At 72.7% G+C, this 23,948-nt stretch carries 27 protein-coding genes; 15 read left to right on the forward strand and 12 right to left on the reverse strand.

Annotation, left to right across the window (positions count from 1 at the left end; all coding sequences use genetic code 11):
• Positions 1 to 357: 357 nt before the first annotated feature.
• The 3 genes from AAG827_RS10165 to AAG827_RS10175 are packed head-to-tail and all read right to left on the reverse strand — an operon-like array spanning position 358 to position 4,616.
• Positions 358 to 1,755 carry an FAD-dependent oxidoreductase gene (locus AAG827_RS10165; RefSeq protein WP_341925830.1) on the reverse strand — a complete coding sequence of 466 codons (1,398 nt, stop codon included), beginning with the start codon at positions 1,753 to 1,755 and terminating at the stop codon, positions 358 to 360.
• On the reverse strand, positions 1,742 to 3,097 hold the full coding sequence (locus AAG827_RS10170) for an aspartate aminotransferase family protein (RefSeq protein WP_341925831.1): 1,356 nt from the start codon (positions 3,095 to 3,097) through the stop codon (positions 1,742 to 1,744). The genes AAG827_RS10165 and AAG827_RS10170 overlap by 14 nt, the downstream gene beginning before the upstream one ends.
• Positions 3,090 to 4,616: a CoA-acylating methylmalonate-semialdehyde dehydrogenase gene (locus tag AAG827_RS10175; protein WP_341925833.1), complete on the reverse strand. Its 1,527-nt coding sequence runs from the start codon at positions 4,614 to 4,616 to the stop codon at positions 3,090 to 3,092. Before AAG827_RS10175 ends, AAG827_RS10170 begins: the two co-directional genes overlap by 8 nt.
• A gap of 150 nt (positions 4,617 to 4,766) precedes the next feature.
• Between AAG827_RS10175 and AAG827_RS10180 the strand changes: the two genes are divergently transcribed.
• Positions 4,767 to 6,323 (forward strand): PucR family transcriptional regulator ligand-binding domain-containing protein, encoded by a 1,557-nt coding sequence (locus AAG827_RS10180; RefSeq protein WP_341925834.1) that lies wholly within the window; start codon positions 4,767 to 4,769, stop codon positions 6,321 to 6,323.
• Positions 6,324 to 6,349: 26 nt separating this feature from the next.
• Complete coding sequence (locus tag AAG827_RS10185) at positions 6,350 to 6,751, forward strand: DUF6518 family protein (RefSeq protein WP_341925835.1); 402 nt, start codon at positions 6,350 to 6,352, stop codon at positions 6,749 to 6,751.
• 50 nt (positions 6,752 to 6,801) lie between these two features.
• Here the strand turns inward: AAG827_RS10185 and AAG827_RS10190 are convergent, their stop codons facing one another.
• A complete protein-coding gene (locus tag AAG827_RS10190; protein WP_341925836.1) occupies positions 6,802 to 7,650 on the reverse strand; it encodes a tryptophan 2,3-dioxygenase family protein in 849 nt (282 codons plus the stop codon).
• Between the two features lie 81 nt (positions 7,651 to 7,731).
• Here AAG827_RS10190 and AAG827_RS10195 point away from each other — a divergent pair, with 81 nt between their 5' ends.
• Both AAG827_RS10195 and AAG827_RS10200 read left to right on the forward strand, forming a co-directional pair.
• Complete coding sequence (locus tag AAG827_RS10195; protein ID WP_341925837.1) at positions 7,732 to 8,424, forward strand: SDR family oxidoreductase; 693 nt, start codon at positions 7,732 to 7,734, stop codon at positions 8,422 to 8,424.
• Between the two features lie 14 nt (positions 8,425 to 8,438).
• Positions 8,439 to 8,753, forward strand: a complete 315-nt coding sequence (locus AAG827_RS10200; RefSeq protein ID WP_341925838.1) for an EthD family reductase — start codon at positions 8,439 to 8,441, stop codon at positions 8,751 to 8,753.
• 33 nt (positions 8,754 to 8,786) lie between these two features.
• Here AAG827_RS10200 and AAG827_RS10205 read toward each other — a convergent pair whose 3' ends face one another.
• Positions 8,787 to 10,274 carry a helix-turn-helix domain-containing protein gene (locus AAG827_RS10205; protein ID WP_341925839.1) on the reverse strand — a complete coding sequence of 496 codons (1,488 nt, stop codon included), beginning with the start codon at positions 10,272 to 10,274 and terminating at the stop codon, positions 8,787 to 8,789.
• 190 nt (positions 10,275 to 10,464) lie between these two features.
• Between AAG827_RS10205 and AAG827_RS10210 the strand changes: the two genes are divergently transcribed.
• From AAG827_RS10210 to AAG827_RS10230, 5 genes are read left to right on the forward strand one after another with little or no spacing between them, the layout of a single operon-like run.
• Positions 10,465 to 11,520, forward strand: a complete 1,056-nt coding sequence (locus AAG827_RS10210; protein WP_341925840.1) for an amidohydrolase family protein — start codon at positions 10,465 to 10,467, stop codon at positions 11,518 to 11,520.
• A gap of 1 nt (position 11,521) precedes the next feature.
• Positions 11,522 to 12,355 (forward strand): iron-sulfur cluster assembly protein, encoded by an 834-nt coding sequence (locus AAG827_RS10215; RefSeq protein WP_341925841.1) that lies wholly within the window; start codon positions 11,522 to 11,524, stop codon positions 12,353 to 12,355.
• Complete coding sequence (locus tag AAG827_RS10220; protein WP_341925842.1) at positions 12,352 to 13,386, forward strand: NAD(P)-dependent alcohol dehydrogenase; 1,035 nt, start codon at positions 12,352 to 12,354, stop codon at positions 13,384 to 13,386. Before AAG827_RS10215 ends, AAG827_RS10220 begins: the two co-directional genes overlap by 4 nt.
• A 10-nt stretch (positions 13,387 to 13,396) precedes the next feature.
• On the forward strand, positions 13,397 to 13,888 hold the full coding sequence (locus AAG827_RS10225; protein ID WP_341925843.1) for a DUF1097 domain-containing protein: 492 nt from the start codon (positions 13,397 to 13,399) through the stop codon (positions 13,886 to 13,888).
• Positions 13,889 to 13,925: 37 nt separating this feature from the next.
• Positions 13,926 to 14,255 (forward strand): putative quinol monooxygenase, encoded by a 330-nt coding sequence (locus AAG827_RS10230; protein ID WP_341925844.1) that lies wholly within the window; start codon positions 13,926 to 13,928, stop codon positions 14,253 to 14,255.
• On the opposite strand, the gene AAG827_RS10235 is transcribed toward AAG827_RS10230, so the two are convergent.
• The 5 genes from AAG827_RS10235 to AAG827_RS10255 all read right to left on the reverse strand — a co-directional run bounded on the left by AAG827_RS10235 (position 14,242) and on the right by AAG827_RS10255 (position 17,109).
• Positions 14,242 to 14,562, reverse strand: a complete 321-nt coding sequence (locus AAG827_RS10235; protein ID WP_341925845.1) for a putative quinol monooxygenase — start codon at positions 14,560 to 14,562, stop codon at positions 14,242 to 14,244. The genes AAG827_RS10230 and AAG827_RS10235 overlap by 14 nt on opposite strands.
• A 34-nt stretch (positions 14,563 to 14,596) precedes the next feature.
• A complete protein-coding gene (locus AAG827_RS10240; protein WP_341925846.1) occupies positions 14,597 to 14,989 on the reverse strand; it encodes an STAS domain-containing protein in 393 nt (130 codons plus the stop codon).
• A 128-nt stretch (positions 14,990 to 15,117) separates the two neighbouring features.
• Positions 15,118 to 16,128 carry an alpha/beta hydrolase gene (locus tag AAG827_RS10245; protein WP_341925847.1) on the reverse strand — a complete coding sequence of 337 codons (1,011 nt, stop codon included), beginning with the start codon at positions 16,126 to 16,128 and terminating at the stop codon, positions 15,118 to 15,120.
• Positions 16,125 to 16,412 (reverse strand): sigma factor, encoded by a 288-nt coding sequence (locus AAG827_RS10250; protein WP_341925848.1) that lies wholly within the window; start codon positions 16,410 to 16,412, stop codon positions 16,125 to 16,127. Before AAG827_RS10250 ends, AAG827_RS10245 begins: the two co-directional genes overlap by 4 nt.
• Before the next feature lie 4 nt (positions 16,413 to 16,416).
• Complete coding sequence (locus AAG827_RS10255) at positions 16,417 to 17,109, reverse strand: acyltransferase (protein WP_341925849.1); 693 nt, start codon at positions 17,107 to 17,109, stop codon at positions 16,417 to 16,419.
• 106 nt (positions 17,110 to 17,215) lie between these two features.
• Between AAG827_RS10255 and AAG827_RS10260 the strand changes: the two genes are divergently transcribed.
• Genes AAG827_RS10260 through AAG827_RS10275 form a run of 4 tightly spaced genes read left to right on the forward strand, consistent with a single transcriptional unit; the run spans position 17,216 to position 21,150 of the window.
• The gene (locus AAG827_RS10260) at positions 17,216 to 18,856 is read left to right on the forward strand and encodes an ABC-F family ATP-binding cassette domain-containing protein (RefSeq protein WP_341925850.1); all 1,641 of its coding nucleotides are present in this window, start codon (positions 17,216 to 17,218) and stop codon (positions 18,854 to 18,856) included.
• 46 nt (positions 18,857 to 18,902) lie between these two features.
• Positions 18,903 to 19,340, forward strand: coding sequence for an SRPBCC family protein (locus AAG827_RS10265; protein ID WP_341925851.1), 438 nt, complete (start codon positions 18,903 to 18,905; stop codon positions 19,338 to 19,340).
• Entirely contained in the window at positions 19,337 to 20,929 is a 1,593-nt protein-coding gene (locus AAG827_RS10270) for an NAD(P)/FAD-dependent oxidoreductase (protein ID WP_341925852.1), read from the forward strand. The genes AAG827_RS10265 and AAG827_RS10270 overlap by 4 nt, the downstream gene beginning before the upstream one ends.
• 53 nt (positions 20,930 to 20,982) lie before the next feature.
• Positions 20,983 to 21,150 carry a hypothetical protein gene (locus tag AAG827_RS10275; RefSeq protein ID WP_341925853.1) on the forward strand — a complete coding sequence of 56 codons (168 nt, stop codon included), beginning with the start codon at positions 20,983 to 20,985 and terminating at the stop codon, positions 21,148 to 21,150.
• A gap of 22 nt (positions 21,151 to 21,172) precedes the next feature.
• Here the strand turns inward: AAG827_RS10275 and AAG827_RS10280 are convergent, their stop codons facing one another.
• Positions 21,173 to 21,673: a hemerythrin domain-containing protein gene (locus tag AAG827_RS10280; protein WP_341925854.1), complete on the reverse strand. Its 501-nt coding sequence runs from the start codon at positions 21,671 to 21,673 to the stop codon at positions 21,173 to 21,175.
• Between the two features lie 104 nt (positions 21,674 to 21,777).
• Here AAG827_RS10280 and AAG827_RS10285 point away from each other — a divergent pair, with 104 nt between their 5' ends.
• The gene (locus tag AAG827_RS10285; RefSeq protein ID WP_341925856.1) at positions 21,778 to 22,725 is read left to right on the forward strand and encodes an iron-containing redox enzyme family protein; all 948 of its coding nucleotides are present in this window, start codon (positions 21,778 to 21,780) and stop codon (positions 22,723 to 22,725) included.
• Entirely contained in the window at positions 22,722 to 22,931 is a 210-nt protein-coding gene (locus AAG827_RS10290) for a CDGSH iron-sulfur domain-containing protein (RefSeq protein WP_341925857.1), read from the forward strand. The genes AAG827_RS10285 and AAG827_RS10290 overlap by 4 nt, the downstream gene beginning before the upstream one ends.
• A 10-nt stretch (positions 22,932 to 22,941) precedes the next feature.
• Here the strand turns inward: AAG827_RS10290 and AAG827_RS10295 are convergent.
• Positions 22,942 to 23,948 (reverse strand): class I SAM-dependent methyltransferase (locus tag AAG827_RS10295; RefSeq protein ID WP_341925858.1); only part of this gene is annotated, 1,007 nt, incomplete at its 5' end.

A 23,948-nucleotide genomic window follows, 5' to 3' on the forward strand; every position in this document is an offset into this window, starting at 1 on the left:
GGTCTCGGGCCGCACCCGCAGAGCTCGCCGGGCTCGACCCACCACCCCAGCTGGCCAACGTTTGACCACCCCCGACGCGCACCCCATGCCAGACGGAGCACGAGTGGCACTCCGCGCTCGACGCCACCCCCGCGCACCAGCGACCACCGAGCGCCTCACATCAACGGCTCACCGGAGCTCGCCTGAGACACCCCGGTCTCGGGCCTCACCCGCAGAGCTCGCCGCGCTCGCCCCCCAGATGGCCAAACGTTTGACCACCCCCGACGCGCACCCCATGACAGACGCACCACGAGTGGCACTCCGCGCTCGACGCCATCCCCGCGCACCAGCGCCCACCGAGCGACCAGCAGCGACGCCCTACGAGTCGAAGCCCAGCCCCAGCCGGTCGAGCAGCCGCAGCCACAGGTTGCGCCGACCGGTCGCGTCCTCGCGGGCCAGCGACCAGCGGGTGAGCTGGATCCCGATCCACGCGAGCGGCTCGGGCGGGAACGGGAGCGGCTTCTCGCGGACCATCCGCAGCCGGGTGCGCTCGGTCGACTCCCCCGCGAGCAGGTCGAGCATCACGTCCGCCCCGAAGCGCGACGCGCCGACCCCGAGGCCGGTGAAGCCCGTGGCGTAGGCGATCCGTCGACCGCGGGTCACCCCGAAGAACGCGCAGAAGCGGGTGCAGGTGTCGATCGCGCCGGCCCACCGGTGGGTGAAGCTCACGCCCTCGAGCTGCGGGAAGGTCTCGACGAAGTGCCGCGCCAGCGTCTCGAAGGACGCGGTGCGGTCCTCATGGGCCACGTCGAGCGAGCGGCCGTAGTGGTAGATCGCGTCGTAGCCACCGAAGAGGACCCGGTCGTCGGGCGTGAGCCGGTAATAGTGGAACTGGTTGCCCGAGTCGGAGATCCCTACGCGGTCGGTCCAGCCGATCGCCTCGACCTGCGCCGGCGTGAGCGGCTCGGTCGCCAGGACGTAGTCGTAGACCGGCACGATCGAGAGCCGCAGCCGCTTGAGCAACGGGCGGAACACGTTGGTGGCGAGCACGACCTGCTCGGCGCGCACCTCCCCGTGCATGGTCGCGAGCGAGACGTGGTCGCGGTGCTGGACGACGTCGCCGACCGGCGTGTGCTCGGCGATCCGCACCCCGAGCGACTCCGCGACGCGGGCCAGGCCCCAGGCCAGTCGCGCCGGGTCCAGGGTCGCGCAGTCGTCGCGGGAGACGCGGCCGGCGAGGTAGGTCGGGGACGCGACCACACGGCGTACGGCAACGGAGTCGAGGAACCCCTCGACCTCCGGCGACAGGCCGGCGACCTCGTGGGGCCGGGTCGCGACGGCGAGGACGCCGCTGCGGTCGAAGCCGCAGTCGATGCCGTGCCGCTCGATGGTGGCCGCGATCTCGTCGAGGTTGCGCAGGCCGAGGGCCTCCAGGGCGTCGTACTCCTCGGGCCAGCGCTCGCGACCGTTGGCCTCACCGTGCGTCAGCGACGCCTCGCAGAACCCACCGTTGCGACCGGTCGCGTGCTCGGCGATCCGCTCGCCCTCCAGCAGGACGACGTCGCGGGAGGGCTCACGCTCCTTGGCTCGTACGGCGGCCCACAGGCCGGTGAAGCCGCCACCGACGATGACCAGCCCACGCACGCGATCGGCGTCGGCCGCCGACCAGGGCGGGCGCGGCTCGGGCCGGTCGGGCGTGTCGAGCCAGAGCGGTCGCAGGACCGAGCCGGCCAGGGCCGCGGTCGCCCCCGCCCCACGCGCGTCAGTGGGCGGCATGCGCCCGGGTGAGCGCGCGGTCGATCATCGCGATGCCGGCGAGGACGTCCTCGTCGCTGATCGTGAGCGGCGGGACGACGTGCACGCGGTTGAAGTTGGCGAAGGGCAGCAGTCCTTCCTCCTTGCACGCGGCCAGGATCGCCCCCATGGCCGGGCTGCTCCCGCCGTAGGGCGCCAGCGGCTCCCGCGTCTGCTGGTCGGCGACCAGCTCGATCGCCCAGAAGACCCCCGTGCCGCGGACCTCGCCGACCCAAGGATGCCTGGCGGCCAGGTCGTGCAGGGCGGGCCCGATGACGTCGCGGCCGAGGCGCGCGGCGTGCTCGACGACCTGCTCGTCCTCCATGGCGCGGATGGTCGCGACGACGGCCGCGCACGCCAGCGGGTGGCCGGAGTAGGTGAGGCCGCCGGGGTAGGGCCGCTGACCGAAGGTCGCGGCGATCTCGGCCGAGATCGCGACGCCGCCGAGCGGGACGTAGCCGGAGTTGACGCCCTTGGCGAAGGTCAGCAGGTCGGGGACGACACCGTGGTCCTCGACGGCGAACCAGCGGCCCGTGCGACCGAAGCCGCACATGACCTCGTCGGCGATGTAGACGATGCCGTGACGGTCGCACAGGTCGCGCACGCCCTGGAGGTAGCCGGCCGGCGGCACCATGATCCCGGCGGTGCCGGGGATCGTCTCGAGCATGATCGCCGCGATCGTCTGCGGGCCCTCCATCGCGACGAGGTGCTCGAGGTGCTCCAGCGCGCGGGCGCACTCCTCGGCCTCGGTGGTCGCGTGGAACTCGCTGCGGTAGAGGAACGGGCCGAAGAAGTGCACCGTGCCGGTCGAGGCGCTGTCATTGGGCCAGCGGCGCGGGTCGCCGGTGACGTTGACGGCGAGCTGAGTGCCGCCGTGATAGCTGCGGTAGGTCGAGAGGACCTTCTGGCGACCGGTGTGCAGGCGCGCCATCCGGATGGCGTGCTCGTTGGCGTCGGCGCCGCCGTTGGTGAAGAAGATCCGGTCGAGGCCCTCGGGGGTGTGCGAGGCGATCAGCCGTGCGGCCTCGGAGCGCGCCGCGTTGGCGTAGGACGGCGCGACCGTGCACAGCGTCGCCGCCTGCTCCTGGATCGCCGCGACCACTCGCGGGTGCTGGTGACCGAGGTTGGTGAAGACCAGCTGCGAGGTGAAGTCGAGCAGCTTGGTCCCGTCGCCGTCCCAGAGCCAGGATCCCTCGGCCCGGGTCACGACCATCGGGTCGATCAGGTCCTGGGCCGACCAGGAGTGGAAGACGTGCGCGCGGTCGAGCTCGTGCGTGCGCGCGGCGTCGAGGTCGATCAGCGGCTTGCTCTGCAGGTCAGTCATTGCGCGGGAACCCCAGCTCGAGACCGCCCTCGGGGCGGTCGGACGGATCGATCCAACGGGACGTGACGACCTTGCCACGCGTGAAGAAGTGCACGCCCTCGACCCCGTGGGCGTGGGTGTCGCCGAAGAGCGAGCGCTTCCAGCCGCCGAAGGAGTAGTAGGCGACCGGCACGGGCACCGGCACGTTGATGCCGATCATCCCGACCTGCACGTCGGTCTCGAAGCGCTTGGCGGCTCCCCCGTCGTTGGTGAAGACCGCGGTGCCGTTGCCGTAGGGGTTGGCGTTGACCAGCGCGACCGCCTCGTCGTACGACGCCACGCGGATGACGCTGAGCACCGGCCCGAAGATCTCCTCGGTGTAGATCTCCATCTCGGTGCTGACGTGGTCGAAGATCGTGGGGCCCAACCAGAACCCGTCCGCCTCGCCGCGGGCCTGGACCTCGCGGCCGTCGAGGACGACCTTGGCGCCGGCCTCCTCGCCGCTCGCGATGAGTCCAGCGACCCGGTCGCGGTGGGCGCGGGTGACCAGCGGGCCCATGTCGGCCTCCTTCGCGCCGGCCTCGGTGCTCGCCGTGGCGCCGTCGCCGATGACCAGCGTGCGGGCCCGCTGGGCGATCCGGTCGACCAGGTCGTCGGCGACGTGGTCGATCGCCACGAGCACGCTGATGGCCATGCAGCGCTCGCCGGCGCTGCCGAAGCCGGCGTTGACGGCGGCGTCGGCGGCCAGGTCGAGGTCGGCGTCGCCGAGGACGACCATGTGGTTCTTGGCGCCGCCGAGGGCCTGGACCCGCTTGCCGGAGCGGCTGGCGCGCTCGTAGACGTACTGCGCGATCGGGGTCGACCCGACGAAGCTGATCGAGGCGACCTCGGGGCTGTCGAGCAGCGCGTCGACCGCGACCTTGTCGCCCTGGAGGACGTTGAAGACGCCGTCGGGCAGACCGGCCTCGGTCCACAGCGCGGCCAGCCACAAGGCGGCCGACGGGTCCTTCTCGCTGGGCTTGAGGACCACCGCGTTGCCGGCCGCGATCGCGACGGGGAAGAACCACATCGGGACCATCGCGGGGAAGTTGAAGGGGCTGATGATGCCCACGACGCCGAGCGCCTCGCGGCGCGAGTGGACGTCCACGCCGGTGGAGGCGTTGTCGGAGTGGCTGCCCTTGAGCAGGTGGCCGACCCCGCAGGCGAACTCCACGACCTCGAGGCCGCGGGCGATCTCGCCGACCGCGTCGGAGTGCACCTTGCCGTGCTCGGCGGTGATGATCGCGGCGAGCTCGTCCTTGCGCGCGTTGAGGAGCTCGCGGAAGGCGAACATCACCTGCGTACGCCGCGCGATCGAGGTCGACGCCCACCCCGTGGCCGCAGCACTCGCGCACGCGATCACGTGCTGGGCGTCGCGCTCGCTGGCGAGGACCACCCGGCCTGAGACGGCGCCGGTGGCGGGGTTGGTGACGTCGGCCAGCTGGCCGGACGTGCCCTCGAAGGGGGCTCCGTCGACCCAGTGGGTGATGGTCGTGGACATGCGTGCTCCTCGGGGTCGTGCTCGGGGTCGTGCTCGGGGTCGTGCGGGCGGGGCAGATCGGTGGCGCAGCCTCCAGTCTGGCGCGGCCCGGAGGCTCCTAGGATGGTCACCATGTCTCCGCGCGACCCCCTGCCGTTACAGACTGTCGCCTTGCCCACGCTGGCCGAGGTCCTCGAGATGCCGCTGGTGCGGGCCGGCCGGGTGCGGGTGCTCGCGGGCCATGACGCCCTCGACCGAGCCGTCCACTGGGTGCACCCCGCCGAGCTCACCGACATCGCCCCGCTGCTGCGGGGCGGAGAGCTGGTCCTGACCACCGGCATCGCGCTGCCGGAGGACCCGGCGGGGCTGGCGTCGTACGCCCGGAGCCTGGCGGCGGCCGGTGCCGTCGGGCTGCTGGTCGAGCTCGGTCGGCGGTGGACCGCCGAGCTGCCCGCGTCGCTGGTGGAGGCCTGCGTCGCGAGCGGGCTGCCGCTGGTGACGCTCCAGCACGAGGTGCCGTTCGCCCGGATCGCGCAGGTCCTCGGGGAGCGGATCGTCGACGCCCGACTCGGCGAGCTCCAGGCCGTCGAGCACCTGCACGAGGTCTTCACCGAGCTCACCCTCGACGACGCCGGCCCGACGGAGGTGCTCGAGGCGGTGCACCGGCTCTCGGGGCGCACGGTGGTGCTGGAGGACGAGCAGCACCGGGTGCTCGACTACGTGCTCGCCGCCGACGCCACCGGGGAGTGGCTCGACGGGTGGGACCGACGGTCGCGTCGGGTCGACGTGCCCGAGCGCACCGGCTGGGACGCCGCGCAGGAGGCGCTGGTGACGCGCGTCGGGCGACCGGGCCGCGCGACCGGTCGGCTGCTGCTGCACACCAGCACCGCGCCACCGGCCCGCTTCGTGTCGCTGCTCGAGCGGGCGGCCGCCACGATCGCCGTCCAGCGCACGCAGGCGCGCGACCGCGACACCCTCGTGCGCCGCACCCACCTGGCGCTGGTGCTCGGCCTGCTCGCCGACCCCACCTCCCCCGACCTGCCGCGGCGCTGCGAGCTCGCCGGCCTGCCGGTCACCCGGCGGATGCTGGTGGGGGTCAGCGTCCGGCCGGTCTCGGCCCCCACGGCCGAGGTCATCGCCGCCGTGATCGCGGCCGGGCACCGGCTGCGGCTGCCGCTGGTCGCGGCCGAGATCGACCGGGACGTGCGGGTGCTGCTGTCCCTGCGGGCCGGCGACGACCAGGTCGCCCTCACGGCGGCGCTGCTCGCCCGCGTGGGGAGCGTCGCGCCGGTGCGGATGACCGCGGGCCGGGCCGTCCACGACCTCGGCCACGTCGACCGCTCGCTCCAGGAGGCCCAGCACGTGCTGGAGTCGCTGGCCGGCACGTCGGCCTCCGTCGACGTCGTGCACCGCATCGAGGACGCCCATGTGCGCGGCCTCGTCGCGCTGCTGACGCGCGACACCCGGCTGACCGACTTCTCCCGGCGCGAGCTGGCAGCGCTGAAGTCGCACGACGCCGGCTCGTCACGACCGCTGCTCGAGGTCGTGCACTCGCTGCTGCTCCACCCCGCGAGCAAGTCCGAGGCGGCGGCCGCGATCCACCTGTCGCGACCGGCGTTCTACAAGCGCCTCGCGCAGGCCGAGGCGCTGCTCGGCCTGAGCCTCGACGACCCCGAGACCCGGCTCTCGCTGCACCTCGCCCTGCTGATCGACGAGCTGGCCACCTGATGCCGAGTCGGCGCAATGGTGCAGGGTTGCTGCTCGCTCTCGTCGCGGGGGCGGCCTTCGGCGCGGCGGCCTCGCTGGCCAACGGACTGTCCTCGCCGTTCGGCCTCGGCGACGACGTCCCCGACCCCGTGCGCGAGGTCGCGCGCGTCGTCTCGCTGGTGCTGGGCCCGGTCTATGCCTGGGTCCTGCTGCCGCTCCCGCTCGGTTGGCTGCAGCGCGACGTCCGGTCCGCGGCGGCCGGGGGCGCGCTGGGCGTCACCGCGGCCGTGCTCGCCTACTACGTCAGCGACGCACTGCTGGCCTACGGCCTCCCGCTCGACCTGTCGAGCGACGCCTCGGCGCTGGCTCTGTGGACCGCGGTCGGGGTGCCGGGAGGGGCGGTGCTGGGCGCGCTCGCCGGAGCCGTACGCCGGCGGCGCTCACCCTGATGCCGAGTCGGCGCAATGTTGCAGAGTCTGCAACATTGCGCCGACTCGGCTCAGGACCCGACGTCGGCGCGCACGGCGTAGAGCTCGGGAAAGAACGTGAGGTCGAGCGCCCGGCGCAGGAACGGCACCCCGCTGGAGCCGCCGGTCCCGGCCTGGTGGCCGATCATCCGCTGCACGGTCTGCATGTGCCGGAAGCGCCACAGCTGGAAGGCGTCCTCGAGGTCGACGAGGGTCTCGCTCGCCTCGTAGAGGTCCCAGTGGGCCGGACGGTCGCGGTAGACCGTCGCGATCACCGGCACCAGGTCCGCGACGAAGACGTGGGCCTGCGTGACGTCCCGCTCGAGCACGGCGGTGGGGACCGGCAGGCCGCGACGGGCCAGCAGCCGCAGGAACTCGTCGTACAGGGTGGGCTCGGAGAGCAACCGCGCCAGGTGCTCGTGCGCGGGAGCGTCGTCGGCGAAGACGTCGAGCATCGAGCCGTTCTTGTTGCCCAGGACGAACTCCACCGCGCGGTACTGGCTCGACTGGAAGCCCGAGGACGACGCGAGGAACGGGCGGAACTCGGCGTACTCGCTGGGGGTCAGCGTCGCCAGCACCGACCACTGCACGGTGAGCGTCTCGACGATCCGCTTGACCCGCGCCAGCCCCTTGAGCGCGGAGCCGAGGTCGTCGCCGGCCAGGTGGGCGCGCACGGCGACCAGCTCGTGCAGCAGCAGCTTGAGCCACAGCTCGGAGGTCTGGTGCTGGACGATGAAGAGCAGCTCGTCGTGCTGGACCGGGCTGCTGCGCGGGTGCTGGGCGGAGAGCAGTCGCGGCAGGTCGAGGTAGGCCGCATAGCTGAGCTGGTCCTCGAGGTCGGTGAGGATCCCCTCCTCGAGGTGCCGGGTGTTGTCGTCCATGGTCCTGACCCTAGGCCGTCGCTAGGACCGCCGTCGTAGCGTCGGGGCGAGCGCACCCACCTCGACGCAGGAGGCAACACCATGGAGCTGTCCGGAGCACGCGTGCTGGTCGTCGGTGCGACCGGCGTCCTCGGCGGGCTGACCGCCCGTGCGCTGGTCGACGCGGGCGCGCAGGTCGTCGTCACCGGCCGCGACGCCGACCGGCTGGGCGAGGTCGCCGCCGTGACCGGGCACGACCCGATCACGCTGGACGTGGTCGACGTGGAGGCCTGCGCGGCCGCCGTCGATGCCGCCGCCGCGGACCTCGGCGGGCTCGACGGGATCGTCGTCGCGACCGGCGTGCCCGCCTTCGGGCCCGCGATGGACACCGACCCGGCCGTCGCCGAGGAGCTCTTCGCGGTCAACACCCTCGGCCCGATGGCGCTCGTGCGCGCCGCGTCGCGTCACCTCGACGGGGGCGTCGTGGTGGTGCTCTCCGCGATCCTGGCCGACCTGCCGACCAACCAGATGGCGGAGTACAGCGCGTCCAAGAGCGCCCTGTCGGCCTGGTTGGGCGTCGTACGACGCGAGAACCGTCGGCGCTTCCACGTCGTCGACGTCCGCCCACCCCACCTCGACACCGGGCTGTCCGACCGGGGACTGGCCGGCACCCCGCCGCGCCTGCCCGAGCCCCTGGCCGGCTCGGTCGTCATCGACCGCGTCCTCGACGCCATCCGCGCCGACGCGTCCGAGGTCGTGTGGGACGCCAAGGCCAAGGAGCTCGTCGTCCGCTGAGTAGGGTCGCGGGCATGCACCGACTCACGATCGAGTACACCGCGCCTGCCGACGTCGAGGCCTTCGAGGCCCACTACCGCGACGTCCACGTCCCGCTGGTGAACGGCCTGCCGGGCCTGCGTCGCTTCGTCACGTCGCACCCGCGCGGCCTCGGCGGGGACGCGCCGTACCTCGTCGCGGAGCTGTGGTTCGACGACGCCGAGTCGATGGCGAGCGCGCTGAAGACGCCCGAGATGGGCGCGACGGCGACCGACGCCGACGCGCTCTGCGCCGCGACCGGGGTCGCCAGCCGGCTGATGTTCACCGGTGACCTGGTCGACCACCTGTAGGCCGACCACCGGGAGGCCCGAGCCGCGCGCACGTCAGTCGCGCTCGAGGTGGATGTCGTATTGCGCGAGCTTGCGGTAGATCGTCGCGCGGCTCATGCCGAGCTCGGCGGCGGCGTCCTTCATCACGACGCCGGGTCTCGAGAGCACGCGCACGATCTCCTCGCGCTCGAACTCCTCGATCCGCGTCAGCCGGTGGGTCGAACCGGACAGCACCTCGGCCGGCAGGTGCCGAACGTCGACCACGTCGCCGCGCATCACCGCCTGACGCACGACCCGCAGCAGCTGCTCGACGTTGCCCGGCCACCGGTGCTGGGTCAGCGCCCGCTCTGCACCGGTGGTGAACGCCACCTCCCGACCTCGCGTACGACGAGCCACCTGCCGCGCCAGGGGCATCACGTCGTCGAGGCGCTCGCGCAACGGCGGGACCTCCACCACGGTGTCGACGAGACCGGCGAGTGCCGCAGGGATGTCCTCGAAGCGCTGGGCGGTGAGCGAGAACGCCACGGAGTGACCCAGCGCGCGACCGCTGTCGCCGGCGCAGCGCAGCACCAGGTCGCGCAGCCGCTCGGCCACCCAGGCGGGCAGGGCGTCGACGTCGCGCACGACGACCGCGGTGTGCTCCTTGCCCAGCTCCGGCGTCCACAGCCCGAGCCAGGCCTCGACGTCCTGGGGAGCCGGCGGGCTCGCCGAGAGGATGCGGTCGCGCGGTCGCGTCAGGCGCTCCGCCTGGGCCAGCACCGTGCTGCGGCCCGATCCGGGCTCGCCCACCGCGGCCACGACCATCCCGTCTGTGAATGCCTGGCGGGCCCGGCGCAGCGCCTCGCTCCAGCTGCCGGAGAGGTCCTGCAGGGTGCCGGCTCCGGGCTCGAGCCGGGGCACCTCGACACGGAAGACCTCCCCGCGTGACACCGGGCGCGGATGACGCCCCTGCGACCGTGCCAGCATCAGCGCAGCGGTGTTGCCGGCGGCCGACTGCGCCAGCGCGAGCAGCAGGTCGCTCGAGGAGCGTGACCAGGTGGTGAGGTTGACGGCACCCTCGAGGTGGCCGGTGAGCGGGTCGAGCACGGGCACGGCCGCGCAGGTGTAGGTCGTGAGGCTCAACGAGTAGTGCTCCTCCGCGCGCACCACCGTCGGCGCCCGGTCGGCCAGTGCCAGCCCGAGACCGTTGGTGCCGGCCTCACGCTCGGAGTAGGCGAACCCCGGCGCCAGGTGCACCTTGTCGAGGGCCCGCAGCAGGTCGGTGTCGCCACTGAAGCGGTTGAGCACCAGCCCCTCGGCGTCGGTGAGCATCAGGCTGATCGGCTCGTTGGCCAGGGAGCGGTGCAGGCCCGTCAGGACCTCGCGGCCGCACTGGAAGAACAGCGACTCGTCGTCATAGCTGCCGGTGAAGACCGGGTCGATCGACTCCAGGGGCACCCCGTAGTCCTGGCTTCGCTGCCACGAGGCGACCAGTCGGTGGGGCACCCGGTCGAGCGGCCCGTCGTGGAGACGGGCCCGGTCGGGCAGGTCGGTCTCGGACATCCAGGGCTCCTCCGGGGCGTGTGACCGACGTTACATTCAGGGCCCACGCGACGACACCCCCTGCTGTCTCACATTGAGACACCGGCGGTCTCAGATTGAGACGTCGCACGCGACCACGAGGCCCCCGGTCCGTCCTACGTTCTGCTTCGAGAGCCGTGACGCCCGTCACGTTCGATCGGAGGCCTGACGCATGTACACCAAGGACGGCGAGAGCTACTTCATCGTCGACGCCCACATCGCCCTGTGGGACGCCCGCCCGGAGAACCAGCGCAACATCCACGGCAAGCAGTTCATCGACTGCTTCTACGACTACCACCGCAACCTCTCGCCCGAGTCCGAGGTCTGGTCCTACGAGGACTACCTCTACCAGGGCGGCGAGCGCCTGATGAAGGACCTCTTCACCGACGGCTACGTCGACCACGCGATCTTCCAGCCGGCCTACCTCAGCGAGTTCTACAAGACCGGTTTCGGCCAGTCCGAGGAGGCCCACGCACTCACGCAGGCCAACCCGGGCAAGCTGACCTACAACCACAACTTCGACCCCCGCAACGGCGAGCAGGGACTCGAGCAGCTGCACGCCGACGCCGAGCGCTTCGGCCTCAAGGGCGTCAAGCTCTACACCGCCGAATGGCACGGCGAGTCGCGCGGTTGGAAGCTCGACGACCCGTGGGCCTACCGCTACTTCGAGGCCTGCCGCACGCTCGGCATCACCAACATCCACGTCCACAAGGGCCCCACGATCCGGCCGCTGGACCGCGACGCCTTCGACGTCGCCGACATCGACCACGTCGCCTCCGACTTCACCGACCTGAACTTCATCGTCGAGCACGTCGGACTCCCCCGCCTCGAGGACTTCTGCTGGATCGCCACCCAGGAGCCCAATGTCTACGGCGGTCTCGCGGTCGCGATGCCGTTCATCCACACGCGCCCCAAGTACTTCGCCCAGATCATGGGCGAGCTCATGTACTGGATCGGTGAGGACCGGATCATGTTCTCCTCGGACTACGCGATCTGGACGCCGAAGTGGCTGGTCGAGAAGTTCGTCGACTTCCAGATCCCCGACGAGCTCGGGGAGTACGCCCCCCTGACGACCGACCAGAAGAAGAAGGTCCTGGGGCTCAACGCCGCCAAGCTGTACGACCTCGAGGTCCCGGCCGAGCTGCGGCTGCCCGACGCCGACGAGACCGCCACCGGCCCGCGTCAGCCCGAGGCGGCCGACCTGGGCGCCGAGATGGCCTCGGTCTGACATGACCGCGACCCTGACACCACCCGACCTCGCGCAGGAGGCGTACGACGCCCTCGCCGTCGTCCTCGACCCCGAGCTGGACGAGCCGATCACCGACCTGGGCTTCGTGCGCTCGCTGGTGGTCGACGGCACCGACGTGGTGGCGCACCTGCGCCTGCCGACGTCGTTCTGCTCGCCGAGCTTCGCCTACCTGATGGCCTCCGACGCCAAGGACGTGCTCGTGGCGCTGCCCTGGGTCGGCCGGGTCGTCGTGGAGCTCGACGACCACCACGACTCCGACCAGATCAACGCCGGCCTGGCCGCCGACGCGGGCTACCGTGGGACCTTCCTGCACGAGGCCGAGAAGGATCTCGAGGAGCTGCGGGCGACCTTCCGTCGCAAGGCTCACACCGCGGCGATGGAGCGCTGCCTCACGCGGCTGCTGCGCGCTGAGCCCGACCGGGCGCTGGAGTCCGTCGGCACGGTCACGCTGGGCGACCTGCCCGCCGACGACATGACCACCGATGCGCTGCGGCGACGCCGCGCGGCGCTCGGGCTGCCCGGCGCCGCCGACGCGGTGGTCCTCGTCGACCACGAGGGCACGGCGCCGGCTCCCGAGAAGGTGCCGATGGTGCTGCGCCGGGCCCGGTCGACGCGCATCTCCATCGACGGCAACGCCCACTTCTGCCGCGGGCTGCTCCGCACCCGCTACCCGGGCTCGGAGTCCGAGCAGACCCACCGCACCGACGGCGCGGAGGCCGCGGACGCGGCGTACGACCCGACCTTCGTCCCGCTCGCGGCCCTCACCCGTCGCAGCAGCACCGCCACCACCCACCTCGAGGAGACCCCGTCATGAGCACGATGCGAGCCGTCCAGGTCGTCGGCTACCACCAGCGGCTGGAGATGACCGAGATTCCGGTGCCCGAGCCGACCGGCCCCTTCGACGTCGTCGTCAAGATCGGCGGCGCCGGCGTGTGCCGCACCGACCTGCACATCCTCGAGGGACAGTGGGCCGAGAAGTCCGGCGTGGCCCTCCCGTACACGATCGGTCACGAGAACGCCGGCTGGGTGCATGCCGTCGGCTCCGCCGTCACCGGAGTCCGTGAGGGCGACAAGGTCATCGTCCACCCGCTCATCACCTGCGGGCTGTGCCGCGCCTGCCGCTCCGGTGACGACGTGCACTGCGAGGCCAACCAGTTCCCCGGGATCGACACCGACGGCGGGTACGCGGAGTACCTCAAGACGTCCGCACGCAGCGTGGTGCGGATCGACGACCGCCTCGAGCCGGCCGACGTGGCGGCGCTCGCCGATGCCGGACTCACGGCGTACCACGCGGCCGCGAAGGCGGCTTCCCGCCTCACGCCGCGCGACCGGTGCGTGGTGATCGGCGCCGGCGGCCTGGGCCACATCGGCATCCAGGTGCTGAAGGCGATCAGCCCGGCCGAGCTGATCGTGGTCGACCGCAACCCCGACGCGGTCAAGCTCGCGCTCTCGATCGGTGCCGACCACGGCGTCGTCGCGGAGGGCAAGCAGGTCGAGGAGGTGCTCGAGCTGACCGCCGGCCACGGCGCCGAGGTCGTCATCGACTTCGTCGGCGAGGGGGGCTCGACGGCCGAGGGGCTGAGCATGACGCGCCCGGCCGGCGACTATCACGTCGTGGGCTACGGCGAGAACGTCGACGTCCCGACGATCGACCTCATCTCGGCCGAGATCAACATCGTCGGCAACCTCGTCGGCTCCTACAACGACCTGCAGGACCTGATGGCACTCGCCGCCCGCGGTGCCGTCACCCTGCACACCGTGAAGTACGCCCTGGACGACTTCCAGTCCGCCATCGACGACCTCGACGCCGGACGTGTCCGCGGTCGAGCGATCCTCACCCCGTGAAAGGCCTGTCATGAAGAATCTCCTCGGAGTCGGCATCTCCGTCGGCGTCCTCGCCGGACTGTGGACCCAGGTCAGCATCGAGCTGACCCTCATCACCTGGGTGGCGTTCGTCGCCTGGGCCTGCTTCTTCGCCGCCGGCGGGGGGCGCGAGGGCCTGGTCAAGGGCCTCGCCGCCAACGTCTCCGGCGTGCTGTGGGCCTATCTCGCCAGCCTGGCGCTCGAGCAGGCGACGTTCAACGGCGCGGTCGCGATCGCGGTGACCGTGCTGGGCTTCGTCCTGTGCCTGCAGGCCGCGCTGCCGCTGCTCAGCTTCATCCCCGGCGCCTTCGCCGGCACAGCGCTGTTCTTCGGCACGGCCTTCGACCTCAGCGGCGTGCTGATCGCGATCGTCGCCGGTGCCCTGCTCGGCCTCGTCTCCGAGGTGCTCGGCGCCCGGATCCAGGCGATGGTCGACCACGCGTCGGCCCCCGCCGGACCGAAGGCGCCGGCCGCCCTCGCCTGACCCACCGCCCCTCCTCACCACGCATACAGGAGTCCTGATGATCGTCATCACCGCCCGCTTCCCGGTCCTGCCCGAGCACGCCGAGGCCTGGCCCGAGATCTCCCGCACCTTCACCGAGGCAACCCGCGCGGAGCCGGGCTGCCTGTGGTTCGACTGGTCGCGCAGCCTCGAGGACCGCAATGAGTACGTCCTGCTGGAGGCCTTCGCCGGGGACGACGCGGCGGGTGCGCACGTGCAGAGCGACCACTTCTTCGCCGCCCAGCGCGAGCTGCCGCCCTACCTGGCGGCGACGCCGCGGATCATCAACACCACGGTGCCGGGCGACAGCTGGTCCGAGCTCGGGGAGCTCGCGGTCAGTCGACTGTGACCTCACCCATCTGGCCCCAGCCGTCACCGTCGACCTGACGGCTGACGATCTTGGGAGTGGCGACGAGCGCCTGCCCCATCTCGCCGGTGGCCTTCTTGAAGTGGTCGCTGTTGACGTGGGGGCCGGCGCCGTCGTCGGTGAAGGCCTCGACCAGCACGAACTCGGCGGGGTTCTCCACGGAGCGGGACCACTCGAAGAAGAGGTTGCCCGGCTCCTGGCGCGTGGCCTCGGTGAAGTCGGCGACCAGGTCCAGCCACCGGTCGGTCCACTCGGCCTTGGTCTCGAACTTGACGACGATGAAGTACATGCCGTCGAGCCTGCCACAGCAGTCCAGGGACCGCTCAGGCCGAGGCTCCGCGCCCCTCGGCCAGCGCCGCGTCGAGGGAGTCGAAGCACGGGAAGACCTTGTCCATCGCGGTGAGCGACAGCAGGCGGCTGACCTGCTTGCTGGGGGCGATCAGGCCGAAGGAGCCCTGGAGCACGCGGGCGTGCTTGCGGGTGGCGACCAGGGCGGCCAGCCCGGCGGAGTCCATGAAGGAAACGCCGCTGAGGTCGACCAGCACGTGGGAGCTGCCGTCGACCATGAGGTCACGCAGCTGGGTGCGCAGCGCACCGACGGAGGCCATGTCGACCTCGCCGCTGACCACGGCGACCTGGTGGTGGCCGTGCTGCTCCACCACGACGCCGAGGACCCCAGGCACGCCCGGACCCGCAGGGGCGATCTCCTGCTCCACAGCTTCTCCTCATTCGGTCCGACCGGCGCCAGGGTGCACGCGGACACAGGTGTATCCGACCGAAGAATGTCAGACGATCCGGCCGCGAGCAGTCACTTGTTCATCTTCCACCCGGTCGGGTGAGGAGATCACGCGCCGAGAGCCGTGCGCTGGTCGGCGATGATCGCGGCGAGCGCCGGCTTCGCGCCCCGGCTGAAGTAGGGGAAGCTCAGGAAGCCGTGGGGCATGACGTGGAAGTCCTCCACGCGCGCCGACCCGCCGGCCGCCACCAGCGCCTCGGCGTAGGCCACGCCCACGTCGTGCAGCGGGTCGAGCCCGGCCACCACGACGACCGCCGGCGGCAGGCCGGAGAGGTCGGGGGCGTGCAGCGGCGAGAGCCGCCAGTCGGTCGAGTCGACGGTCTCGTCGAGGTAGTGGCCGCGGAAGATCTCCATGTCGGCGTTGCTGAGCACGATCCCGCGGGTGTTGGCGCGGTAGGACGCGGTCTCGCGCAAGGCGTCGGTGAGGTCGGTGGCGGGATAGATCAGCGCCTGGTGACGCACGAGCGGTCCGCCCTGCTCGCGCGCCATGATCGCGACCACGGCCGCGAGGTTGCCGCCGGCGCTGTCGCCCATCACCCCGATCCGCTCCGGGTCGCCGCCCAGCTCGTCGGCGTGGGCGACGGTCCAGACCAGGGCGTCGTAGCAGTCCTCGACGGCCGCCGGGAAGCGGTGCACCGGCGCGAGCCGGTAGTCGACCGAGACCACGACCGCGTCGAGGTCGTCGGCGATCGTGCTGCAGGTCCAGTCGCACTGACGGGCGCTGCCCAGCGCGAAGCCGCCGCCGTGGAAGTTGACGACCACCGGCCGGGGACCGCCCGGCCGGTCCGGGGTGTAGACCCGCAGGGGGACGTCGCCGTGCGCCGCGGGGAACGAGCTCGTCGCGATCGTGACCCCGGCCCGCGGGCGACCGAGGAAGAGCGACGCGACCAGCGCGGCGGGCCCGGCGTCGGGGATGACGGAGGTCTGCGCACGGGCGAGCGCCCGCTCGTCCATGTGCTCGATCGAGAACGCCTTGTTGGACTTCATCAGCCGGTCGATCGCGCGGACGCCGACCGGCAGCCGGGGCTGGGTCGTGGGCCGCGTCGTGCGCTGGATCATGCGGTCGATCGTGCCACCCCGTGCACGATCGCCAGGATCCACGCGAGGCCGCTGCGCCGTGACGGGTCGAAGCGCGGCGCCGTGCGCCACACCGTCAGGTAGGCCTCCTGGGTCACGTTCGCGGCTCGCTCCGGGTCACCCACGAGGTGGCACGCGAGCGCGTAGGCCCGCCCCGACGTGGCGTCGTAGAGGGCGGCGAAGGCCTGCTTGTCCTGACGGGCCGTACGGCGCAGCAGGGTCGTCACGTCGCGACCGGGCGGACGTTCCGCGTGACCATCGAGCACGCGATCAGGGTGCCACGACGCCGGTGAGGTCGTAGCGCTCGGCCAGCGGCGGGAGCACCGGTCGTACGTCGCCACCGGGTGTCACCCAGCCGACCGTGGGCTCGTAGCGGCGCAGCACCCGCGCCGGCGCACCGCCCACGATCGCCCGGTCCTCGACGACCCCTCGGACCACCGAGCCCGCCGCCACCACGACGTTCGCACCGATCCTCGTGCCGGGCAGGATGATCGCGCCGTGGCCGATCCAGGAGCCGGCGCCGATCGACACCGGCTGGTGCTCCCCGAGCTGGAGCCCGATCGGCGCGTCGAGCTCCTGGTAGCCGTGGCTGGCGTCGGAGACGAAGACGTCCTGCCCGAACCACACGTCGTCGCCGACCACGATCGACTCGTGCGCGGTCAGGCTGGTGCGCGCGCCGATGACGCACCGGTCACCGATCACCAGCCCCCGCTCGGGCAGCGCCGTCGCGTCGGGGCCGTAGCCCACCGACAGCGTCACCTGCCGGCCGATCAGCGTGCGCTCGCCCACGTGGATCGCGCGCGCACCCATCAAGGTGGCCATGGGGAAGCCGATCGAGCTCCCGACGCCCAGGCTGCCGAACGCGTCCCCGGCCCGGGTGCCCGGCGCGATCTCCCCGGCCCGCTGCAGCCACGCCCACGCCGCCTGCACGCCGGCGTTCGTCCATCTCTCGGCTCGTCTCACGGCCCGAGCGTAGTGACTGTCGTCACCCACGGGGGCCGAGTCCGCGCAGCAACATTGCGCCGAGTCGGCGGTCTGCTCCGGTGGGGGCGCCCCTACGATCAGGGGCGTGAGTGCCACCCTGGTCGCCAAGGGCCTGTCCGGGGGACACGCCCACCGCACGCTCTTCGAAGGGCTCGACCTGACGGTCGCCCCGGGCGACGTCGTCGGCGTGGTCGGCGCCAACGGGGCCGGCAAGACCACGCTGCTGCGGCTCCTCGCGGGGCAGGACACCCCGTTGGCCGGGTCTGTCTCGACCGCACCGTCCGACGCCTTCGTCGGCTGGCTGCCCCAGGAGCACGAGCGGGTGCCCGGTGAGACCGTCGGCGCCTACCTGGCGCGGCGTACGGGCGCGGCGGAGGCGGAGGCGGCCATGGAGGCGACCGCCGCAGCGCTCGGGTCGGGGGCACCCGGTGCCGACGACGCGTACGCCGTGGCGCTGGACCACTGGCTGGCCAGCGGTGCCCCCGACCTGGCCGACCGGGTCCCCGCCGTGCTCGGCGACCTGCGCCTCGACGTCGGCGCCGATGCCCTGATGACCTCGCTGTCGGGCGGTCAGGCCGCCCGCGTCGGGCTCGCGGCGCTGCTGCTGAGCCGCTTCGACGTGGTGCTGCTCGACGAGCCGACCAACGACCTCGACCTCGACGGACTGGAGCGGCTCGAGTCGCTCGTGACCGGCATGCGCAACGGCATCGTGCTGGTCTCGCACGACCGCGAGTTCCTCGCCCGCTGCGTCACCCGGGTCGTCGAGCTCGACCTCGCGCAGCAGCAGGTGCGGGTCTACGACGGCGGCTACGACGCGTTCCTCGAGGAGCGCGCGGTCGTCCGACGTCATGCCCGCGAGGCCTACGAGCAGTTCGCCGACACCAAGGCCGACCTCGTCTCCCGGGCCCGCACGCAGCGCGAGTGGAGCTCGCAGGGCGTGCGCAACGCGATGAAGAAGAGCCCCGACAACGACAAGATCCGGCGCAAGGCGCAGGGCGAGTCGTCGGAGAAGCAGGCCCAGAAGGTGCGCCAGATGGAGTCGCGGATCGCGCGGCTCGACGAGGTCGAGGAGCCGCGCAAGGAGTGGGAGCTGCGCTTCGCGATCGCGGCGGCTCCCCGCTCGAGCACAGTCGTGGCCACGCTCGACCAGGTGACGCTGGCGCGCGGTGGCTTCGACTTCGGGCCGGTCTCGGTCCAGGTCAACGCCGGCGACCGGATCGGCATCACCGGCCCCAACGGCGCCGGGAAGACCACGCTGCTGCGGCTGCTGCTCGGGCAGCTCGCCCCGGCCACCGGACGCGCCTCGCAGGGCGCGTCGCTGGCGATCGGCGAGATCGACCAGGCCCGCGGGGTGCTCGCCGAGGACAGCACCCTCGGCGACGCCTTCGAGGCCGCCGTGCCCGACCAGTCCCCCGCGGAGCTGCGCACGCTGCTCGCGAAGTTCGGCCTCAAGGCCGACCAGGTGGGCAACCTCGTGGGGCGCCTCTCCCCCGGCGAGCGCACCCGTGCCGCCATGGCGCTGCTGCAGGCCCGTGCCGTCAACGTCCTGGTGCTCGACGAACCCACCAACCACCTCGACCTGCCCGCGATCGAGCAGCTCGAGCAGGCCCTCGACGCCTACACCGGCGCCCTGCTGCTGGTCTCCCACGACCGCCGGCTGCTCGACAACGTGCACCTCGACCAGCGCTGGCAGGTCGAGGACGGGCAGGTCACCGTCCTGGTGTGACGGCGCCCGCCTCTTGCGAGCCGCCCCGGAGGGGTACCTCCGTGGGATGAGCAGGAACTCCCGCACCGTCAGCGTCCCCCCTCAGCAGGTCTGGGACGTCCTCGCCGATGGCTGGCTCTACCCGCTGTGGGTGGTGGGCGCCTCCCGGATGCGCGACGTCGACGACGCCTGGCCGGCGCCCGGGTCCCGGCTGCACCACTCCGTCGGCGCCTGGCCCGCGCTCCTCGACGACACCACCGAGGTGCTCGAGCGTCGCGAGCCGGCCTTCCTCAAGCTGCGCGCCCGTGCCTGGCCCGGGGGCGCGGCCGAGGTGGCCCTGCACCTGACCCCCACCGCGGGCGGCGGCACCGAGATCGTCATCGAGGAGGACGCCGTCTCCGGACCCGGCGCCCTCGTGCCCTCGCTGCTGCGCCAGCCGCCGCTGGCCTGGCGCAACGTCGAGACCCTGCGTCGCCTCGCGCTCATCGTCGAGCGGCGTAGGTGACCGACCACGACGCCGTCGTGGTCGGGAGCGGTCCCAACGGCCTCGTGGCGGCCAACCACCTGCTCGACGCCGGGTGGTCGGTGCTCGTGCTGGAGGCCCAGCCCGAGGTCGGGGGCGCGGTCCGCAGCGCCCGCGACGTCCGCCCCGACTTCGTCCACGACACGTTCAGCTCGTTCTACCCGCTCGGCGCCGCGAGCCCGGCGCTGCAGTCCCTCGACCTGGAGAGCCACGGCCTGCGCTGGTCCCACGCCCCGGCGGTGCTCGGCCACCCGCTCGGCGACGGGGAGTGGGCGCTGCTGCACCGCGACCGCGACGTCACCGCCCACCTGATGGAGCTTCAGCACCCCGGCGACGGGGACGCCTGGCTCGCGCTCTGCGGGCAGTGGGACCGGATCGGCGACCAGGTCGTCCAGGGCCTGCTCGCGCCGTTCCCGCCCGTGCGCGCAGGGCTGGGTGCCCTGAGGAGACTTCGCTCCGTGGGCGGCCTGGAGTTCGTCCAGGAGATGCTGACCCCGGTCGCGGACGTCGCCCGGCTGCGCTTTGGCGGCGAGGCGCCGCGGGCGCTGCTGGCCGGCAACGCCGGCCACGCCGACATCCCCCTCACCTCACCCGGCTCCGGTCTCATGGGCGTGCTGATGACCATGCTCGGCCAGACGGTCGGCTTCCCCGTGCCCGAGGGTGGCGCCGGGATGCTGACCCAGGCGCTGGCGCGGCGCATCACCTCCCTCGGCGGTGAGATCCGGTGCGACCACGAGGTGACCGGGATCGAGGTCGACGGCTCCCGCGCCGTCGCCGTGCGGACCGGGGACGACCAGCGCTTCGGCGTACGCCGGGCGGTCGTCGCCGACGTGTCGGCCACCGCGCTCTACGGTCGATTGCTGGCCCCCGCCGACGTGCCCACCCGGGTCGCGCGGGGCATGCGGTCCTTCCAGCTGGACCCCGGCACCGTCAAGGTGGACTGGGCGCTCTCCGGCGAGGTGCCCTGGGACCGGCCGCCGCCGTACGCCCCGGGCACGGTGCACCTCGGCGGGTCCGTCGAGCAGATGTCGCTGGCCTTCCACCAGGTCGCGTCGCAGACAGTGCCGGCAGAGCCCTTCGTGCTCGCCGGGCAGATGACGACCAGCGACCCGACCCGCTCGCCCAGCGGCACCGAGTCGTTCTGGGCCTACAGCCCCGTGCCCCAGCAGGTGCGGTCGGACGCCGGCGACGGCGCGATCACCGGTCGCTGGGACGCGGCGGAGTGCGAGCTCTACGCCGACCGGATGCAGCGGCAGCTCGAGGAGCTGGCACCCGGCTTCGGCGACCGGGTCCTCGAGCGTCGGGTCCTGGGGCCCCACGAGCTGGAGGCCCGCGACGCCAACCTGGTGGGCGGCGCGCTGGGGGGCGGCACGGCGCAGCTGCACCAGCAGCTGGTCTTCCGTCCCGTGCCGGGCCTGGGACGGGCCGAGACCGGCGTGGGCGGTCTCTACCTCGGCTCCGCGTCGGCCCATCCCGGTGGCGGGGTGCACGGCGCTCCGGGCAGGAACGCCGCGCGGGCGGCCCTCCTGCACCACCGGGTGCGCTGGCCGCGCGACCGCGGCCGGGCCTGAGCCTCCCCCGCGGAGGTGGAGCGGCAAGAGAGTTGACCTGCCAGGCTCGTGGCATGACCTCCTCCCAGGACGAGACCAAGCCCGCAACGCTCCCCGACAGCGGGTCCGACCCGAGCCTGGACGACGGCGAGTCGAGCGACTGGACCGGTGAGGGCGGCGCCGCGACCGAGGGTCCCGCCACCGACCCGGAGGACGACCCGGAGCACCCCAGCCGCGACTGACGCCGGACGCCCGACGCCGACCTCAGGCCAGGACGGCGTCGATCGTCTTCTTCAGCGCACCCGGCTGCGACGGCTTGCGAGGAGCCTTCTTCCTCGCCTCCTCCATCGCCGCACCGATCTCCTGCAGGGCCTTGCGCCCGAGACCCTCACGCACCTGGGGGAACCACTCCTGCTCCTCCTCCTCCATGTGGTGGCGGACGTTCTCCATCAGCACGGTGGTCTTGGGGGCGAAGCGCTCGTGCTCGGGCTTCATGCCCACGAGCTCCATCACCAGCAGGTCGGCGACATGGTGCTCCTCGTAGGACTCCAGGACGTCGTCCTCGAGCTCGGGCAGCAGCTCGCGCACCCGGGGGTACATGACCTCGTTCTCGATGTAGGTGTGCACGGTGAGCAGCTCGATCATCCGGTCGACGAGCTTGCCCTTCTCGACGTAGGCCTTGTCACCGGCCTTCTCGAACGCGGTGAAGACCTTGCGGATCTCCTGGTGGTCCTTCTTCAGCAGCACGATGGCGTCGGTCGACATGTTTCTCCTCGGGTGGGTTGACCCGTCCGGTACCCGCCACCTCGTCCCTCAGCCCCACCCGTCGGGAGGTGTCGCGGCCCCGGCAGCCACGACACGATGGGAGGGTGACTCCTCTTCCCCGACCTCGCGGTCCGCGCAGCGCCTCCGTGCTCGCGGCCCTGCTCACCACCCCCGACGACGGCCCTCGTGACTTCGCCGCGGCCGACGGTCCGGAGGACGACGCGCTGACCCTGTGGGTGCTCCACGAGCTGCACTACCGAGGCTTCGCAGGGGTCGACGGACGGTGGGAGTGGCAGACCTCCACGATCGGCCTGCGCACCGAGCTCGAGCGCGCGCTCGAGGACCGGCTGCGTGCCCGCCGCCCCGAGCCCGTGGTCACCGGGGACCTGGCCGCGGACCTGCTCCGCGTCGTGGCCGACGACGACGGCCCCTCGCTGGCGCGCCACGTGCAGCGCCGCGCCACCCGCGAGCAGACCCTCCAGCTCCTGCGCCAGCGCTCGCTCTACCACCTCAAGGAGGCCGACCCGACGAGCTGGGTGATCCCGCGGCTGCCCGCCGGCCCCAAGGCGGCCCTGCTGGAGATCCAGTTCGACGAGTACGGCAACGGCGACCCCCGACGGCTGCACCACCGGCTCTTCCAGGCCGGCATCGAGGCGTCGGGCCTGCGGCCCGACTACGCGGCGTACGTCGACGAGGCGGTCCTGGAGGTGCTCGAGCAGAACAACGCGCTCAGCATGTTCGGCCTCCAGAGGCGCCTCCGCGGTGCCGCGCTCGGCCACCTCGCCGCCTTCGAGGGCACCAGCTCCCTGCCCTCGCGCCAGCTGGCCCAGGGCCTGCGTCGCCTGGACTTCCCCGAGGAGATGGCCGGCTACTACGACGAGCACGTCGAGGCCGACGCGGTCCACGAGCAGCTCGCCCTGCGCGACATCTGCGTCGCCCTGGTCACCGCCGAGCCCGACCTCTACGACGACGTCCTGCTCGGCGCCTGGGCGTGCCTGGACCTCGAGGCGCGCACCGCCGACGCGCTGCTGACGCTGTGGGACGCGGCGTGACCGACGCGGGATCCGACCAGGCCGAGGAGCACGCCGACGTCGTGCTGTGCCCCGACGGGCCGATGCTGCTGCGCGGCAAGGCTGTCGTGCAGGACGAGGACGGCGTGCGTCACCACACCACCCGGCCGGTGTCGGCCGTGTGCCGGTGCGGCCGCAGCGCCTCGGCACCCTGGTGCGACGGCACCCACAAGCTGCTGCGCGGCTGACGCCGCCCGCTCAGTCGCGCACCAGCCGCAGCACGACGCCGCGGGCACCGGCGCGACGTCCGGCGTCGTGCCAGCCGTCACGGGCGCGGGCCACGACCTCGTCCATCTGGGCCTCGTCGCCGAGCTGGAGCAGGAGGCTCCCGCCCGGGACCAGGTGCCGCCCCGCCACCGCGACGCACTCCAGGGCCACCTCGAGCCCGTCGGCCCCTCCGTCGATCGCGAGCAGAGGGTCCTCGGGGAAGCGACCGACCTCGGCACTGGTCACCCAGGGCGGGTCGGCGACCACGATCGCGAAGGTCTCGTCGGCGTGCAGCACCGAGCCCATCGCGCCTTCACGTACGTCGGTCCGCTCACCGACCCCGGCGCTCGCGGCGTTGCGCCGGGCGAACGCGCAGGCGACCGGGTCGAGGTCGACGGCGACGAGCTCGCGGCCCGAGGCAGCAGCGGCGACCAGGCCGATGTGGCCGGCCCCGGTGCACAGCTCCAGGATCGCTCCCGCGGGTGCGTCGGCGTCGGCCAGCAGCTCGGCCGCCCACCGCCCCTGCATCGCGGTCCAGGGCCGCGGCTCGAGCACCCGCGCGTCGTAGGCGATGGCGAGGCCGTCGATGTCGATCGACCGCACCTCGGGCACGCGCCGGCACACGAGCAGGCGGCCGCTCACCAGTCCATCCTCGATCAGCCCGGCCATCTGCCGGTGCTGGCGGTCGGCGACCTGCCAGGCCTCCTCGTCGCCGTGCTCGCGCTCGACGACCTCCTCGACCCGGGCCGCACGGTCCTCCCAGTCCTGGGGCGTGTCGAAGTCGTCGAGACGTGCCCGGCGCTCCACCACGAGACCGGCATCGGCCAGCAGCGCCTCGATCTCGGGCAGCCCCACGAAGTAGTTGCCCTCCGGCTCCTCGGGCAGCTCCTCGACCTCGGCGACGAAGACCAGCAGGCCCACCGTGGCGCCGACCGGCACGACGCGCGCCAGCTCCCTCAGGTGGGTCGCCTTGTCCGGCACGGTGCAGAGCACCCCGA

The organism is Nocardioides psychrotolerans (assembly GCF_943371775.1).
Taxonomy (GTDB): Bacteria; Actinomycetota; Actinomycetes; order Propionibacteriales; family Nocardioidaceae; genus Nocardioides; species Nocardioides psychrotolerans_A.

Bases quoted from the DNA above. Each gene is read 5' to 3' on its own strand.
- AAG827_RS10210 (WP_341925840.1), top strand. From the start codon at position 10,465: ATGTACACCAAGGACGGCGAGAGCTACTTCATCGTCGACGCCCACATC.
- AAG827_RS10170 (WP_341925831.1), bottom strand. From the start codon at position 3,097: ATGACTGACCTGCAGAGCAAGCCGCTGATCGACCTCGACGCCGCGCGC.
- AAG827_RS10280 (WP_341925854.1), bottom strand. From the start codon at position 21,673: ATGTCGACCGACGCCATCGTGCTGCTGAAGAAGGACCACCAGGAGATC.
- AAG827_RS10220 (WP_341925842.1), top strand. From the start codon at position 12,352: ATGAGCACGATGCGAGCCGTCCAGGTCGTCGGCTACCACCAGCGGCTG.
- AAG827_RS10205 (WP_341925839.1), bottom strand. From the start codon at position 10,274: ATGTCCGAGACCGACCTGCCCGACCGGGCCCGTCTCCACGACGGGCCG.
- AAG827_RS10200 (WP_341925838.1), top strand. From the start codon at position 8,439: ATGCACCGACTCACGATCGAGTACACCGCGCCTGCCGACGTCGAGGCC.
- AAG827_RS10165 (WP_341925830.1), bottom strand. From the start codon at position 1,755: ATGCCGCCCACTGACGCGCGTGGGGCGGGGGCGACCGCGGCCCTGGCC.
- AAG827_RS10245 (WP_341925847.1), bottom strand. From the start codon at position 16,128: ATGATCCAGCGCACGACGCGGCCCACGACCCAGCCCCGGCTGCCGGTC.
- AAG827_RS10215 (WP_341925841.1), top strand. From the start codon at position 11,522: ATGACCGCGACCCTGACACCACCCGACCTCGCGCAGGAGGCGTACGAC.
- AAG827_RS10235 (WP_341925845.1), bottom strand. From the start codon at position 14,562: ATGTACTTCATCGTCGTCAAGTTCGAGACCAAGGCCGAGTGGACCGAC.
- AAG827_RS10265 (WP_341925851.1), top strand. From the start codon at position 18,903: ATGAGCAGGAACTCCCGCACCGTCAGCGTCCCCCCTCAGCAGGTCTGG.
- AAG827_RS10190 (WP_341925836.1), bottom strand. From the start codon at position 7,650: ATGGACGACAACACCCGGCACCTCGAGGAGGGGATCCTCACCGACCTC.
- AAG827_RS10275 (WP_341925853.1), top strand. From the start codon at position 20,983: ATGACCTCCTCCCAGGACGAGACCAAGCCCGCAACGCTCCCCGACAGC.
- AAG827_RS10175 (WP_341925833.1), bottom strand. From the start codon at position 4,616: ATGTCCACGACCATCACCCACTGGGTCGACGGAGCCCCCTTCGAGGGC.
- AAG827_RS10230 (WP_341925844.1), top strand. From the start codon at position 13,926: ATGATCGTCATCACCGCCCGCTTCCCGGTCCTGCCCGAGCACGCCGAG.
- AAG827_RS10225 (WP_341925843.1), top strand. From the start codon at position 13,397: ATGAAGAATCTCCTCGGAGTCGGCATCTCCGTCGGCGTCCTCGCCGGA.
- AAG827_RS10195 (WP_341925837.1), top strand. From the start codon at position 7,732: ATGGAGCTGTCCGGAGCACGCGTGCTGGTCGTCGGTGCGACCGGCGTC.